The following is a 13,839-nucleotide window of genomic DNA, read 5'->3' as shown; positions in this document are numbered from 1 at the left end:
ATGCGCGCTGTCAAGGCGACGTGACGGCTTTCTATGACGCGCTGCGGCACGGCGGCGCACGACGACGCCCCGCCGTGCCCGCGCGGCAAGGCGCAAGACGCACGATGCGGCGCAGTGGTATCGACGATGGAGGGGACGGAGCGTGGACGGAACGAGGCGGAAAACGGAATTCGCGCTGCACGACGCGACGATACGTTATATCATCGCCGTACTTTGTTTCATCGCCCTGCTTCACGCCATGGCTACCTCATCGTCCATTGACGCCCGGCTGTCCCGGGCCGACGCATTCGCCGCCGAGCACGGGCTCGCGTGGACGCCGCTACGCCGCCAGGTCTACGAACGCGTGCTGGCCGCACAGCGCCCGATCGGCGCGTACGACCTGCTTGCCGAACTCGAACCGCAGCGCGGCCGCGTGCCGCCGACGACCGTCTATCGCGCGCTGGATTTCCTCGTCGAGCACGGCTTCATCCACCGGATCGAATCGAAGAACGCGTTCTTCGCCTGCTGCGAGATCGGCGTGCCGCACGAAGGCCAGTTCCTGATCTGCGATTCGTGCGGCGACACCGTCGAGATTCCCGGCGGCGACCTCGCGAAGCAGTTGTCCGCGAGCGAGCCCGCGCACGGTTTCGAAGTCCACCACCAGGTCGTCGAGCTGAGCGGCCTGTGCGGGCACTGCAAGCGCAAGCCCGCGCAGCGCTGACGCCGAATCGCGCGGCGTACGCGCCGCCCTTCCAACGAGGAGTTCCATGTCCATTGCCCTGAAGCGCGCGCCGCGGCGCGCCCTGTCGCCTGTCCGCTGGCTGGCCGCCGCCGTCGCCGCGCTGTCGTTCGCCGCGCCCGTGGTCGCGCAGGCCGCGACCGTCAACGTCGTCGCTGCGGAGAATTTCTACGGCGACGTCGCGTCGCAGATAGGCGGCCGCCACGTCGCGGTCACCAGCATCCTCAGCAATCCGGATCAGGACCCGCACCTGTTCGAAGCGAGCCCGAAGACGGCCCGCGCGCTCCAGCACGCGCAGGTCGTGATCTACAACGGCGCCGACTACGATCCGTGGATGGGCAAGCTGCTCGGCGCGTCGAAACAGGCGAAGCGCGCGACGATCGTCGTCGCCGATCTCGTCGGCAAGAAGGCCGGCGACAACCCGCACCTGTGGTACGACCCGGCGACGATGCCCGCGGCCGCACGCGCGATCGCGGCCGAGCTCGGCCGCGCCGACCCGGCGAACAAGGCCGAATACGACGCGAACCTGCAGAAGTTCGTCGCATCGCTGAAGCCCGTGGACGACAAGATCGCCGCACTGCGCGCGAAGTACAAGGGCGTGCCCGTGACGGCCACCGAGCCCGTGTTCGGCTATATGTCGGACGCGATCGGCCTCGACATGCGCAACCAGCGCTTCCAGCTCGCGACGATGAACGACACCGAAGCCAGCGCGCAGGACGTCGCCGCGTTCGAGGGCGACCTGCGCAAGAAGCAGGTGCGCGTGCTGATCTACAACAGCCAGGCCGAGGAGCCGATGACCAAGCGCATGCTGAAGCTCGCGCGCGACGGCGGCGTGCCGACCGTCAGCGTCACCGAGACGCAGCCGGCCGGCAAGACCTTCCAGCAATGGATGGGCGGCCAGCTCGACGCGCTCGGCACCGCGCTTTCCGCCGACAAGTAACAGACCACCGTAACACCATGACCGCCACTCCCCACGCACTCGCACTCGATCGCGTCACGCTCGAACTGGGCGGCCGCACGATCCTGCGCGACGTCAGCTTCTCGATCGAGCCCGGCGAATTCGTCGGCGTGCTCGGGCCGAACGGCGCGGGCAAGACGACGCTGATGCGCGCGGTGCTCGGCCTCGTCCCCGTGTCGGCCGGCACGCTGTCGGTCGGCGGTGTGCCGGTCGCGCGCGGCAACGCGTCGATCGGCTACATGCCGCAGATCAGGAGCGGCCTCGCGAACCGCCGGATGCGCGGTTACGACTTCGTCGCGATGGCCGCCGACGGCCACCGGTGGGGCCTGCCGCACACGAACGCGGCCACGCGCCGCGACGTCGATCGCGTGCTCGACCTCGTCGGCGGCCCGTCGCTCGCGCGCCGGCCGCTGTCCGAACTGTCGGGCGGCGAACGGCAGCGCCTGCTGCTCGCGCAATGCCTGCTCGGCAATCCGAAGCTGCTGCTGCTCGACGAGCCGCTGATCAGCCTCGACCCGAACCACCAACGCGGCGTCGTCGAACTCGTGCGCAACGTGCAGCGCGAGCTCGGCATCACCGTGCTGTTCTCCGCGCACGAACTGAACCCGCTGTTGAACGCGCTCGACCGCGTGCTGTATCTCGGCAACGGCGTCGCGGCGCTCGGCACCGTCGACGAGGTGATCACGAAGCCCGTGCTGTCGCGGCTCTACGGCTCGCCGATCGACGTGATGCGCGTGAACGGCAAGATCTTCGTGATGTCGGGCGACGTCGAAGTCGAGAAGCACGATCACGAACACGAGGACGACGACGGCCATTCGCACGGCGGTGGCGGCGGCCACGGCCATCACCACCACGGACACGCTCATCCCGGGCATTCGCACGATGTTTGAATACGACTTCATGATCAACGCCTTCGCGGCGTCGGGGATCGTCGCGGTGCTCGCGGGCATCGTCGGCTATTTCCTGGTGCTGCGCGGGCAGACCTTCGCCGGTCACGCGCTGTCGCACGTCGGCTTCACCGGCGCGACGGGCGCGGTGCTGCTCGGCATCTCGCCGATCTGGGGGATGGTCGGCTTCACGCTCGCGGCCGGAATCGGGATGGGCGCGCTCGGCGAAAAGCTCGCGGGCCGCGACGTCGCGATCGGCGTGATCCTGTCGGGCGCGCTCGGCTTCGGCTTGTTGTTCCTGCACTTCTACACGTCGTTCGCGACGCAGGTCACCGCATTGCTGTTCGGCAACGTGCTCGCGGTCAGCCACGACACGCTCGCGGTGCTCGCGGGCATCGGCGCGGTGAGCCTCGCCGCGCTCGCGCTGATCGCGCGGCCGTTGCTGTTCGCGTCGCTGCAGCCCGAACTGGCCGAAGCCAAGGGCGTGTCGCTGCGCACGGTGTCGATGCTGTTCCTCGCGGTGTGCGCGCTCGCGGTGGCCGCTGCCACGCAGATCGTCGGCGTGCTGCTCGTGTTCACGCTGCTGGTCGGGCCGGCGGCGGCCGCGCAGAACGTATCGACGCGACTGTCGACGGGCGTGCTGCTCGCCGCGCTGTTCGCGCTGTTCGAAGCGTGGGCCGGCATCGTGCTCGCGTATCACACCGACTGGCCGACGAGCTTCTGGATCACCGCGCTGTCGGCGCTCGTGTACGGCGCGAGCCTGTTGCGGCGCAACTGATCGGCGCGGCGCATCGCCTCCCGATGCCAATGAAAACGCCGGCGTGCCCGAGGGCAGCGCCGGCGTTTTTTCATGCGCCCGCGATTACGTCGCGGCGCGCCATATGCACGACGTGTGTCGGTTCCGGCTCACCGCGCCAGCACGCGCGCGTGATGCGCGACGTGATCGGCGATGAACGTCGAGATGAAGTAGTAGCCGTGGTCGTAGCCCGGATGGCGGCGCAGCGTCAGCGGCTGGCCGGCCTTCGCGCACGCGGCTTCGAATACGTCCGGGTTCAGCTGGTTCGCGAGGAACTGATCGGCCAGCCCCTGATCGACGAGGATGCCGTCCGCGAACTTCGGCGCATCGGCGCGCGCGACGAGCTCGCTCGCGTCGTGCGCCTTCCACGTCTCGCGATCGGCGCCGAGATAGCCGGAGAACGCCTTCTCGCCCCACGGGCAGCGCGTCGGCGCGGCGATCGGCGCGAACGCCGACACCGACCGGTACAGGCCCGGATGACGCAACGCGAGCGTCAGCGCCCCGTGGCCGCCCATCGAGTGGCCGAAGATGCCGAGCCGCGCACCGTCGATCGGCAGCTCGGCCGTGACGAGTTCGCGCAGCTCGCCCGTCACGTACGACTCCATCCGGTAATGCGTCGACCACGGCGCTTCGGTCGCATCGACGTAGAAACCCGCGCCGACGCCGAAGTCCCACGCATCCGTCTCGCCCGGCACGCCCGCGCCGCGCGGGCTCGTGTCGGGCATCACGAGTGCGATGCCGTGCCGCGCCGCGTATTGCTGCGCGCCGGCCTTGATCGCGAACGTCTCGTCGGTGCACGTGAGCCCGGCGAGATAGAACAGCGCCGGCACGCGCCCGTGCGCGGCCTGCGGCGGCAGATACACCGAAAACTTCATCGGCAGGCCGATGGCCGCCGAATCGTGACGGTAGAAACGCTGCTCGCCGCCGTGGCACGCATGCGAGGAAACGAGTTCGAGCATGGCGGTGCGCTCCGGTCAGTACAGCACGACCGAGCGGATCGACTCGCCGGCCTTCATCAGGTCGAAGCCTTCGTTGATCCGTTCGAGCGGCAGCGTGTGCGTGATCAGGTCGTCGATGTTGATCTTGCCTTCCATGTACCAGTCGACGATCTTCGGCACGTCGGTGCGCCCGCGCGCGCCGCCGAACGCCGAGCCCTTCCACTCGCGGCCCGTCACCAGCTGGAACGGACGCGTGCTGATCTCCTCGCCCGCCGCCGCCACGCCGATGATGAACGACTGGCCCCAGCCCTTGTGCGTGCATTCGAGCGCCTGGCGCATCAGCTTCACGTTGCCGACGCATTCGAACGAGTAATCGGCGCCGCCGTCGGTCAGCTGCACGATGTGGTCGACGACGTTCTCGACTTCGTTCGGGTTGATGAAGTGCGTCATCCCGAACTTCTTCGCGAGCTCGACGCGCTTCGGGTTGATGTCGACGCCGATGATCTTGTCCGCGCCGACCATCTTCGCGCCCTGGATCACGTTCAGGCCGATCCCGCCGAGGCCGAACACGACCACGTTCGCACCGGCCTCGACCTTCGCCGAGTACACGACCGCGCCGACGCCCGTCGTCACGCCGCAGCCGATGTAGCAGATCTTGTCGAACGGCGCGTCCTCGCGCACCTTCGCCACGGCAATCTCCGGCACGACGATGTAGTTCGAGAACGTCGACGTGCCCATGTAGTGGAACAGCGGCTTGCCGTCGAGCGAGAAGCGCGACGTCGCGTCCGGCATCAGGCCCTTGCCTTGCGTCGCGCGGATCTTCTGGCACAGGTTGGTCTTGCGCGACAGGCAGAACTTGCACTCGCGGCATTCGGGCGTGTAGAGCGGAATCACGTGGTCGCCCTTGCGCACGGTGCCGACGCCGGGGCCGACATCGACCACCACGCCCGCGCCTTCATGGCCGAGGATCGCCGGGAAGATCCCTTCCGGATCGGCGCCCGACAGCGTGTAGTAGTCGGTGTGGCAGATGCCCGTCGCCTTCACTTCGATCAGCACTTCGCCGGCGCGCGGCCCTTCGAGATCGACTTCCTCGATCGTCAGCGGCGCACCCGCCTTCCATGCAATCGCGGCTTTCGTTTTCATCGTGTCACTCCTGTGTGTCGGTGAGATCGGCCCGGGCCGGCGTGCGGCGCCGGCCGGGGTTTCGTGCAAAGCGGTCGAAGCCGTGCCGCGTGGCACGGCGCAAGAATCTCGTGCTCGCCATGATGGCCGCTCCCGCCGCGCATCGCGTGCGGGAAACGGTCGCCGGCTTGCCAGGATGCGTCATCGCTGGCGCAAAAGAACAAGTGTTCGAGTTTAAACGCCCGTCGTGAACCATGCATCCGTGCGGGCGTACAGATCAATGAAGCGCGCGTGGCGGGCGGCCAGCAGGCGGTCGTCGTGCGGGGCGGCGACCGGCGACGCGCCCGGCGCCAGCGCGCGCAACGCACCTTCACGCCAATGCCCGATCGCGACGCCTGCGAGCAGCGCGGCGCCGCGCGTCGCGGCGTTCGGGCAATCGATCGCGTGCAGCGACGCGCCGAGCGCGTCGGCGAGCAACTGGCGCCAGCGCGGATCGACCGAGCCGCCGCCCGCGAGACGCAGCGTCGTTACCGCGTCGCGGCGATCGGCGTCGCGGATCGCATCGAGCCCCGCGCGCAACGCGAACGCGACGCCTTCGAACGCGGCGCGCATCATCGCGCCGCGCGTGTCGGCGAGCCCGAGGCCGAGCCAGCCGCCGCGCGCATCGGGGTTCATCCACGGCGAACGCTCGCCGGTCAGGTACGGCAGGAAGCACAGCCGTTCGGACGCCGCCTGCGCGAACGCTTCGTCGTACGCATCGGCCCATCGCGCGTAGCCGAGCCAGCCGCGCACGGCTTCGAGCGCGAGCCCGACGTTCTGCATCGCCGCCATCGTGTAGTAGCCGCCGCCGGCTGCCGCACGATAGCGATGCAAGCCGCGCCGCGCGGGCGGCAACGTATCCGCGAGCACGACGATCTGCCCGCCGCTGCCGGTCGTCAGCAGCGCGTCGCCTGCCGCGGCCAGCCCGCTGCCGAGCGCCGCGCACGCGGTATCGGCCGCGCCCGTCGCGAGCGGCACGCCGGCCGGCAGGCCGAGCGCGGCCGCGGCCTGCGCACCGAGCACGCCGCAGCGCGCGGTGGACGCACGCACCGGCGCGAAACGGTCGGCAGGCAGGCCGAGCGTGTCGATCAATGCGTTGTCCCACGCGCCGTCGGGCGTCGCGAGCGCCGTTGCGCACGCGTCGCTCGGATCGGCTGCGACGTCGCCGCCCAGTGCGATGCGCAGCCAGTCCTTCGGCTGCACGGCCCAGCGCGCGACGCGCAGCGCGTCGGGTTCGTGCGTGGCCAGCCAGCGCAACAGCGGGCCCGCCATGCCGGGCGCGACGGGATTCGGTGGGACGGGCGATCCGGCGGCGGCCCAGTCAGCCGCGTCCGCCTCGCGCACCGCGCGCGTGTCCGGCCACAGCAGCGCGGGCCGCACCGGCTGGCCCGCCGCATCGATCAGCACGACACCATGCATCTGGCCCGAAAAGCCGATCGCCGCGACCTGCGCGCGCTCGTCGGCCGGCAGTCGCGCGGCCGCGCGGACCAGCGCCTGCCACCATGCGTCGGGCGCGATTTCCGCCCAGCCCGGCTGCGGCGACGACAACGCATAAGGTTCGCTCGCGACCGCGCGCTCGACGCCGTCGGCATCGAGCGTGACGAGTTTGACGGAGCCGGTGCCGAGGTCGATTCCGAGCAGGCGCATGACGTGAAGGAGATTCGTGTGAACGGATGTCGATGATAACGGGATCGCGATGGGCGCCCCGGTTTTGGCCGCCGCTTCGACGCATCGAAAGTGCGGTCGGATCGGCGCCCTCCACCGGGCCGCACCTTGCACGCAAAAGCGGCCGTTCGCGGGTTAACCCGGCGCGATTTCCACACACCGCTTTTTGCCACTATGCGGCGCACCCGATACACACCATAAAGCGCGCCATATTTGACATGGGGGCCGGCGCTATTTTGAAGCGCTATAAAACCGGTGAACCTCACTCCCGCGGCAGTTTCCCGATGATCGCCCCCCTGTTCCATACCGAAATGGCATATCGAACCAGCAAAGAACGGAATAGAACCCAGTGCTCTTGTTGCATGGATTCATTCCGAATAACTTCGTATCACCCCGAAAACAAGATCATGGAGTGAGACAGATGCAATCGAACACGGTCCATCCGTGCGATGAGGTGCTGCCGACCGGCAAGCTGGTAACGCTTGGCCTGCAACACGTCCTCGTCATGTACGCCGGCGCCGTCGCCGTGCCGCTTATCGTCGGCGCGGCGCTCAAGCTGCCGAAAGACCAGATCGCGTTCCTGATCAGCGCCGATCTGTTTTCGTGCGGCATCGCCACGCTGATCCAGACACTCGGCCTGTGGATCTTCGGGATCCGCCTGCCCGTCATCATGGGCTGCACGTTTGCGGCCGTCGGCCCGATGATCGCGATCGGCACGAACCCCGGCCTCGGCATTCTCGACATCTTCGGTTCGACCATCGCGGCCGGCATCATCGGCATCGTGCTCGCGCCGATGATCGGCAAGCTGCTGCGGTTCTTCCCGCCCGTGGTCGTCGGCACGGTGATCGCCGTGATCGGGCTGTCGCTGATGGAAGTGGGCATCAACTGGGCGGCCGGCGGTGTCGGCAACCCCGAGTACGGCAGCCCCGTCTATCTCGGCCTGTCGCTGCTCGTGCTCACGCTGATCCTGCTGATCAACAAGTTCGGCCGCGGTTTCGTCGCGAACATCTCGGTGCTGCTCGGCATCGTCGCCGGCTTCGTGATCGCCTTCGCGCTCGGCCGCGTGAACACCGACGGCGTCGCGCATGCGCCGTGGGTCGGTTTCGTGATGCCGTTCCACTTCGGCCTGCCGCACTTCGACCCGCTGTCGATCGTGACGATGGTCACGGTGATGTTCGTCACGTTCATCGAATCCACCGGCATGTTCCTCGCGGTCGGCGACATGGTCGATCGCCCGGTCAACCAGGAGCGCCTCGTGCGCGGCCTGCGCGTCGACGGCCTCGGCACGCTGATCGGCGGCATCTTCAACTCGTTCCCGCATACGTCGTTCTCGCAGAACGTCGGCCTGATCGGCGTGACGGGCGTAAAGAGCCGCTTCGTGTGTGCGACGGGCGGCGTGATCCTCGTGCTGCTCGGCCTGTTCCCGAAGATGGCGCAGGTCGTTGCCTCGGTGCCGCCGTTCGTGCTCGGCGGCGCAGGCATCGTGATGTTCGGGATGGTCGCCGCGAACGGCATCAAGGTGCTGTCGAAGGTCGACTTCGTGCAGAACTCGCACAACCTGTTCATCGTCGCGGTGAGCGTCGGCATGGGCCTCGTGCCGGTCGTGTCGCCGCACTTCTTCTCGAAGCTGCCGCCCGCGCTCGCACCGATCCTGCACAGCGGCATCCTGCTGGCATCGGCCACGGCCGTGATCCTGAACATCGTGTTCAACGGTGTGAAAGGCGAAAAGGATGCGCGCTGCGAGATTCGGCGCGCGGGACACGATTTCGACGGGCGGCCCGCCGACGTGCACCACTGATCGCGCCGCGCCGGACGATGGCGCGAAGCGGTAACGAAAAACGCCACGGCATGCCGTGGCGTTTTGCTTCATTTCCCGCACGATTCGACAACACAAAAGAAAACGCCACGAACTTGCGTCCGTGGCGTTCTCGTTTCCGCATACAGCCGGTTCGACGTGCAAGCGCGGTAAGCCGCGCCTGCGCTTCTTTGCACTTACCCGTTCGTCGCCGTTGCCGACGCGGGCGCCGGAACAGCCGCCTTGTCGTAGTCGACCGGTGCGTCCGGCGCGCGCGGTGCTTCGCCTGCACGCTGGATCCACCCGCCGCCGAGTGCGCGGTACAGATCGACCAGGTTCGTCCAGCGTGCCAGACGCGCGCTGATCAGCGACTGCTGTGCCGAGTACAGATCCGTCTGCGCGGTCAGCACCGACAGGTAGCTGTCGACGCCGTTCTTGTAACGCAGGTCCGACAGGTCGAAGCGACGTTGCTGCGCGTGCTCGTTGCGCTCCAGCGCCGCGATCTGCTGGTCGTACGTGCCGCGTGCGGCGAGGCCATCCGACACTTCGCGGAACGCCGACTGGATCGCCTTCTCGTAGTTCGCGATCTCGATGCGCTTCTGCACGTGCGCGAGATCGAGGTTCGCGATGTTCTGCCCGCCCTCGAAGATCGGCAGTGCGATGCTCGGCGCGAATGACCATGCCGCCGTGCCGGCCTTGAACAGGCCGCCCAGCGTCGGGCTCGCGGTGCCGAACGCGCCCGTCAGCGAGATCTTCGGAAAGAACGCCGCGCGCGCCGCGCCGATGTTCGCGTTCGCGGCCAGCAGCGTCTGCTCGGCCTGCATCACGTCAGGACGACGCGTCAGCAAGTCCGACGGCAGGCCAGCCGGCACGTCCGTCAGCAGGTTCTGCGCGTCAAGCGGCATGCCCGCCGGCAGATCGTCCGGCAGCGGCTCGCCGATCAGCAGCACCAGCGCGTTCAGCGCCTGCGCGCGGGCACGGGCCTGCGCCTGCTGGTTCGCGAGTGCCGTCTCGACGACCGTCTGCGCCTGACGCAGCTCGAGCTCCGAGCCCGTACCGTTGTCGAACTGCAGCTTGGTCAGGTCGTACGATGCCTGCGCGGTCTTCAGCGTGTCTTCCGTGACCTTCAGCAGGTCATCGGTCGACAGCAGCGTCAGGTATTGATCGGCCACCTGCGACACCAGCGAGATCTCCGACGCCTGTCGCGCATACGCGGTCGACAGGTATTGCGCGAGCGCCTGATCCTTCAGGCTCTGCACGCGGCCGAACAGGTCGAGCTCCCACGACGCCGACAGTCCGACGTTGTAGGTGCGCGAGATCAGCGGCTGGCCCGTCTGCGATACACCAGCCGGGAAACGCTGGATGCTGCCCGTGCCCGTACCGTCGAGCGTCGGGAACAGCCCCGCGCGCGTGATCTGGTACTGCGCACGCGCCGCCTCGATGTTCAGCACCGACACGCGCAGGTCGCGGTTGTTTTTCAGCGCGATCTCGATCAGCCGCTGCAGGCGCGGATCGACGAAGAACTCGCGCCAGCCGATGGCAGTCGCCGTCTGGCCGTTCGCGCTGCGCGCGCCGGCCGCGCCCGGCTGCGTCGCGTAGACGCCGCCGGCCGGGTACGCCTGCGCGACGGGTGCATCGGGCCGCTTGTAGTGCGGCGCCATCGTGCAGCCTGTGGCAAAGAGCGCGACTGCGATTGCAGTCAAAGCGTGTTTTTGCATCATCACTGTCCCTTGTTGCCTTCGTCGCCGTTGCCCGGCTTCTCTTCGTGGTGCGAGTGCTCCTGAGCCAGGCGCAGCGCCTCGTCGACGTCTTCCTTCTCGCCGCTGAAGATCGCACGGATCTTCACGAAGAACATCGGGATCATGAAGATCGCGAGGAACGTCGCCGTGATCATCCCGCCGATCACGCCCGTACCGATCGCGTGCTGGCTGGCCGAACCCGCGCCGTTGCTGATCGCGAGCGGCATCACGCCGAGAATGAACGCGAGCGACGTCATCAGGATCGGACGCAGCCGCAGGCGCGCCGCTTCCAGCGCGGCCTCGATCGGCCCCATCTTCTCCGTCTGCTGCAGTTCGCGCGCGAACTCGACGATCAGAATCGCGTTCTTCGCGGACAAGCCCACGGTGGTCAGCAGGCCGACCTGGAAGAACACGTCGTTCTCGAGGCCGCGCATCGTGGCCGCGAGCAGCGCACCGATCACGCCGAGCGGCACGACCATGATCACCGAGAACGGAATCGACCAGCTTTCATACAGTGCCGCCAGACACAGGAACACGACGAGGATCGAGATCGCGTACAGGATCGGCGCCTGCGAACCGGACTGGATTTCCTGGAACGACAGGCCCGTCCACGAATAGCCGATGCCGACCGGCAGCTTCTTCGCGAGCGTTTCCATCGCGGCCATCGCCTGACCGGTCGACTTGCCCGGTGCGGCCTGACCCTGGATTTCCATCGCCGACACGCCGTTGTAGCGCTCGAGCTTCGGCGAACCGTACGTCCAGTGACCGGTCGAGAACGCGCTGAACGGCACCATCCCGCCCGACCCGTTGCGCACATACCAGATGTTCATGTCTTCCGGCGTCATCCGGAACGGCGCATCGGCCTGCACGTACACCTTCTTGATCCGGCCGTCGGTATCGAGGAAGTTGTTCACGTACTTCGACGCCCATGCGATCGAGAACGTCTGGTCGATCGCATCCGCCGTCACGCCCAGCGCATTCGCCTTCTCGCGGTCGATGTTGACCTTGTACTGCGGCGTATCGTTCAGGCCGTTCGGACGGACACCCTGCAGCGTCGGATCCTTCGACGCCATCCCGAGCAGCTGGTTACGTGCCGCCATCAGCGCGTCGTGGCCGAGACCGGCGTTGTCCGTCAGCTCGAAGTCGAAGCCGGCGGCCGTGCCGAGTTCGGGAATCGACGGCGGGTTGAACGGGATCACGAGCGCGTCCTTGTAGCTCCCGTAACGCCCGAACATCCGGCCGATCAGCGCCTGCACCTTCTGGTTCGCATGCTGGCGCTGCGAGTAGTCCTTCAGGCGCACGAACACGAGACCCGAGTTCTGGCCGCGACCCGCGAAGCTGAAGCCGTTGACCGTGAACGCCGATTCGACGATTTCCTTCTCGTCCTTCAGCAGGTAGTCGGAAATGTTCGCGAGCGTCTTCGCGGTCGTTTCCTGCGTCGAGCCCGACGGCGTCTGCACGATCACGAACATCAGGCCCTGGTCTTCATCGGGCAGGAACGACTTCGGCAGGCGCACGAACAGCAGCCCGACCGCGACGATCACGACCAGATAGATGATGAGCCAGCGGCCCGAGCGCTTGATCACGTGGTGCACGCCGACGTGGTACTTGTCGCGGCTGTTGTTGAACGTGCGGTTGAACCAGCCGAAGAAGCCCTTCTTCTCTTCGTGATGCCCTTGCGGGATCGGCTTGAGGATCGTCGCGCACAGTGCCGGCGTCAGAATCAACGCGACCAGCACCGACAGCACCATCGCCGACACGATCGTCAGCGAGAACTGACGATAGATCGCACCGACCGAGCCGCCGGAGAACGCCACCGGCACGAACACCGCCGACAGCACGAGCGCCACGCCGACGAGTGCGCCGGTGATCTGGCCCATCGCCTTGCGGGTCGCCTCCTTCGGCGACAGCCCCTCTTCCGCCATCACGCGCTCGACGTTCTCGACCACCACGATCGCATCGTCGACCAGCAGGCCGATCGCGAGCACGAGGCCGAACATCGACAGCGTGTTGATCGAGAAGCCGACCATCGACATGATCGCGAACGTCCCGAGCAGCACGACCGGCACCGCGATCGTCGGGATGATCGTCGCCCGCAGGTTCTGCAGGAACAGATACATCACGAGGAACACGAGCACGATACCTTCGAGCAGCGTCTTGACCACTTCCTCGATCGACAGCTTCACGAACGGCGTCGTGTCGTACGGATACTTCACGACGAGGCCGTGCGGGAAGAACGGTGCGAGCTCGTCGATCTTCGCGCGTACGGCCTTCGCGGTCGCGAGCGCGTTCGCGTTGGTCGCGAGCTGGATACCGAGTGCCGCGGTCGGCTGACCGTTGTACTTCGTGTCGAAGTTGTAGTTTTCGCCGCCGAGGCCGATCTGCGCGACGTCCTTCAGGCGAACCTGCGAGCCGTCCTGGTTGACCTTCAGCAGGATGTTGCCGAACTGCTCGGGCGTCTGCAGCAGCGTCGATTCGGTGATCGTCGCCTGCAGCACGGTGCCCGGCGTGGCCGGCGTGCCGCCGATCTGGCCGCCCGCGATCTGCACGTTCTGCGCGGTGATCGCCGAGCTGACGTCGACCGGCGTGAGGCCGTAGTTGGTCAGGCGGTTCGGGTCGAGCCAGATCCGCATCGCGTACTGCGAGCCGAACAGCGTGACGGTACCGACGCCGTTCAGCCGGCTGATCGGGTCCTTCACGTGCGACGCCACGAAGTTCGCGAGGTCGTACTTGTTCATGCTGCCGTCTTCGGAGTTGAAGGCGAGCACCAGCAGGAAGCTGCTGCTCGACTTCGTGACCGACAGACCGAGCTGCTGCACGACCTGCGGCAGAACCGGCGTCGCGAGCGACAGCTTGTTCTGCACCTGAACCTGCGCGATGTCGGCGTTGGTGCCCGGCGCGAAGGTCAGCGTGATCGTTGCGTTGCCCGAGTCGTCACTCGTCGACGACATGTACAGGAAGTTGTCGAGACCGCTCATCTGCTGCTCGATCACCTGCGTCACCGTGTCTTCCACCGTCTTCGCGGAAGCGCCCGGATAGTTCGCGGTGATCTGGATCGATGGCGGCGCGATCGTCGGATACTGCGAGATCGGCAGCGTGAAGATCGCCGCGACCCCGGCCAGCATCAGGATGATGGCGATCACCCACGCGAAGATCGGGCGATCGATAAAAAACTTTGCCAT

Annotated in this window: 10 protein-coding genes; 5 read left to right on the top strand and 5 right to left on the bottom strand. The window is 67.2% G+C overall.

Going from position 1 to position 13,839, the window contains the following annotated elements; translation table 11 throughout:
• Nucleotides 1-238 precede the first annotated feature (238 nt).
• The 4 genes from BLS50_RS11570 to BLS50_RS11555 are packed head-to-tail and all read left to right on the top strand — an operon-like array spanning nucleotide 239 to nucleotide 3,341.
• Nucleotides 239-700 carry a Fur family transcriptional regulator gene (locus BLS50_RS11570; protein ID WP_011546084.1) on the top strand — a complete coding sequence of 154 codons (462 nt, stop codon included), beginning with the start codon at nucleotides 239-241 and terminating at the stop codon, nucleotides 698-700.
• Between the two features lie 46 nt (nucleotides 701-746).
• The gene (locus tag BLS50_RS11565) at nucleotides 747-1,658 is read left to right on the top strand and encodes a metal ABC transporter solute-binding protein (RefSeq protein WP_074802248.1); all 912 of its coding nucleotides are present in this window, start codon (nucleotides 747-749) and stop codon (nucleotides 1,656-1,658) included.
• A 17-nt stretch (nucleotides 1,659-1,675) separates the two neighbouring features.
• The gene (locus BLS50_RS11560) at nucleotides 1,676-2,566 is read left to right on the top strand and encodes an ABC transporter ATP-binding protein (RefSeq protein WP_012329132.1); all 891 of its coding nucleotides are present in this window, start codon (nucleotides 1,676-1,678) and stop codon (nucleotides 2,564-2,566) included.
• Nucleotides 2,559-3,341 (top strand): metal ABC transporter permease, encoded by a 783-nt coding sequence (locus BLS50_RS11555; RefSeq protein WP_027810962.1) that lies wholly within the window; start codon nucleotides 2,559-2,561, stop codon nucleotides 3,339-3,341. The genes BLS50_RS11560 and BLS50_RS11555 overlap by 8 nt, the downstream gene beginning before the upstream one ends.
• A 128-nt stretch (nucleotides 3,342-3,469) precedes the next feature.
• Here BLS50_RS11555 and fghA read toward each other — a convergent pair whose 3' ends face one another.
• From fghA to BLS50_RS11540, 3 genes are all read right to left on the bottom strand, one after another.
• Nucleotides 3,470-4,318, bottom strand: coding sequence for an S-formylglutathione hydrolase (gene fghA, locus BLS50_RS11550; protein ID WP_027809324.1), 849 nt, complete (start codon nucleotides 4,316-4,318; stop codon nucleotides 3,470-3,472).
• Nucleotides 4,319-4,333: 15 nt separating this feature from the next.
• Nucleotides 4,334-5,440, bottom strand: coding sequence for an S-(hydroxymethyl)glutathione dehydrogenase/class III alcohol dehydrogenase (locus BLS50_RS11545; protein WP_006483756.1), 1,107 nt, complete (start codon nucleotides 5,438-5,440; stop codon nucleotides 4,334-4,336).
• Between the two features lie 213 nt (nucleotides 5,441-5,653).
• Nucleotides 5,654-7,105, bottom strand: a complete 1,452-nt coding sequence (locus BLS50_RS11540; RefSeq protein WP_069233077.1) for a xylulokinase — start codon at nucleotides 7,103-7,105, stop codon at nucleotides 5,654-5,656.
• A 439-nt stretch (nucleotides 7,106-7,544) separates the two neighbouring features.
• Between BLS50_RS11540 and BLS50_RS11535 the strand changes: the two genes are divergently transcribed.
• Complete coding sequence (locus BLS50_RS11535; protein WP_011546090.1) at nucleotides 7,545-8,921, top strand: nucleobase:cation symporter-2 family protein; 1,377 nt, start codon at nucleotides 7,545-7,547, stop codon at nucleotides 8,919-8,921.
• Between the two features lie 194 nt (nucleotides 8,922-9,115).
• Here BLS50_RS11535 and BLS50_RS11530 read toward each other — a convergent pair whose 3' ends face one another.
• Together BLS50_RS11530 and bpeB are read right to left on the bottom strand one after the other, a co-directional pair.
• Nucleotides 9,116-10,639 (bottom strand): efflux transporter outer membrane subunit, encoded by a 1,524-nt coding sequence (locus tag BLS50_RS11530; RefSeq protein ID WP_074802247.1) that lies wholly within the window; start codon nucleotides 10,637-10,639, stop codon nucleotides 9,116-9,118.
• A complete protein-coding gene (bpeB, locus tag BLS50_RS11525; RefSeq protein ID WP_011546092.1) occupies nucleotides 10,639-13,839 on the bottom strand; it encodes an efflux RND transporter permease BpeB in 3,201 nt (1,066 codons plus the stop codon). Before bpeB ends, BLS50_RS11530 begins: the two co-directional genes overlap by 1 nt.

The organism is Burkholderia orbicola (genome assembly GCF_900100915.1).
Lineage (GTDB): Bacteria > Pseudomonadota > Gammaproteobacteria > Burkholderiales > Burkholderiaceae > Burkholderia > Burkholderia orbicola.
This window is presented reverse-complemented; position numbering and strand designations above follow the sequence as displayed.

Excerpts from the sequence above, each read along its gene's own strand:
- BLS50_RS11570 (WP_011546084.1), top strand. The coding sequence starts at position 239 with ATGGCTACCTCATCGTCCATTGACGCCCGGCTGTCCCGGGCCGACGCA.
- BLS50_RS11565 (WP_074802248.1), top strand. The coding sequence starts at position 747 with ATGTCCATTGCCCTGAAGCGCGCGCCGCGGCGCGCCCTGTCGCCTGTC.
- BLS50_RS11560 (WP_012329132.1), top strand. The coding sequence starts at position 1,676 with ATGACCGCCACTCCCCACGCACTCGCACTCGATCGCGTCACGCTCGAA.
- BLS50_RS11555 (WP_027810962.1), top strand. The coding sequence starts at position 2,559 with ATGTTTGAATACGACTTCATGATCAACGCCTTCGCGGCGTCGGGGATC.
- fghA (WP_027809324.1), bottom strand. The coding sequence starts at position 4,318 with ATGCTCGAACTCGTTTCCTCGCATGCGTGCCACGGCGGCGAGCAGCGT.
- BLS50_RS11545 (WP_006483756.1), bottom strand. The coding sequence starts at position 5,440 with ATGAAAACGAAAGCCGCGATTGCATGGAAGGCGGGTGCGCCGCTGACG.
- BLS50_RS11540 (WP_069233077.1), bottom strand. The coding sequence starts at position 7,105 with ATGCGCCTGCTCGGAATCGACCTCGGCACCGGCTCCGTCAAACTCGTC.
- BLS50_RS11535 (WP_011546090.1), top strand. The coding sequence starts at position 7,545 with ATGCAATCGAACACGGTCCATCCGTGCGATGAGGTGCTGCCGACCGGC.
- BLS50_RS11530 (WP_074802247.1), bottom strand. The coding sequence starts at position 10,639 with ATGATGCAAAAACACGCTTTGACTGCAATCGCAGTCGCGCTCTTTGCC.
- bpeB (WP_011546092.1), bottom strand. The coding sequence starts at position 13,839 with ATGGCAAAGTTTTTTATCGATCGCCCGATCTTCGCGTGGGTGATCGCC.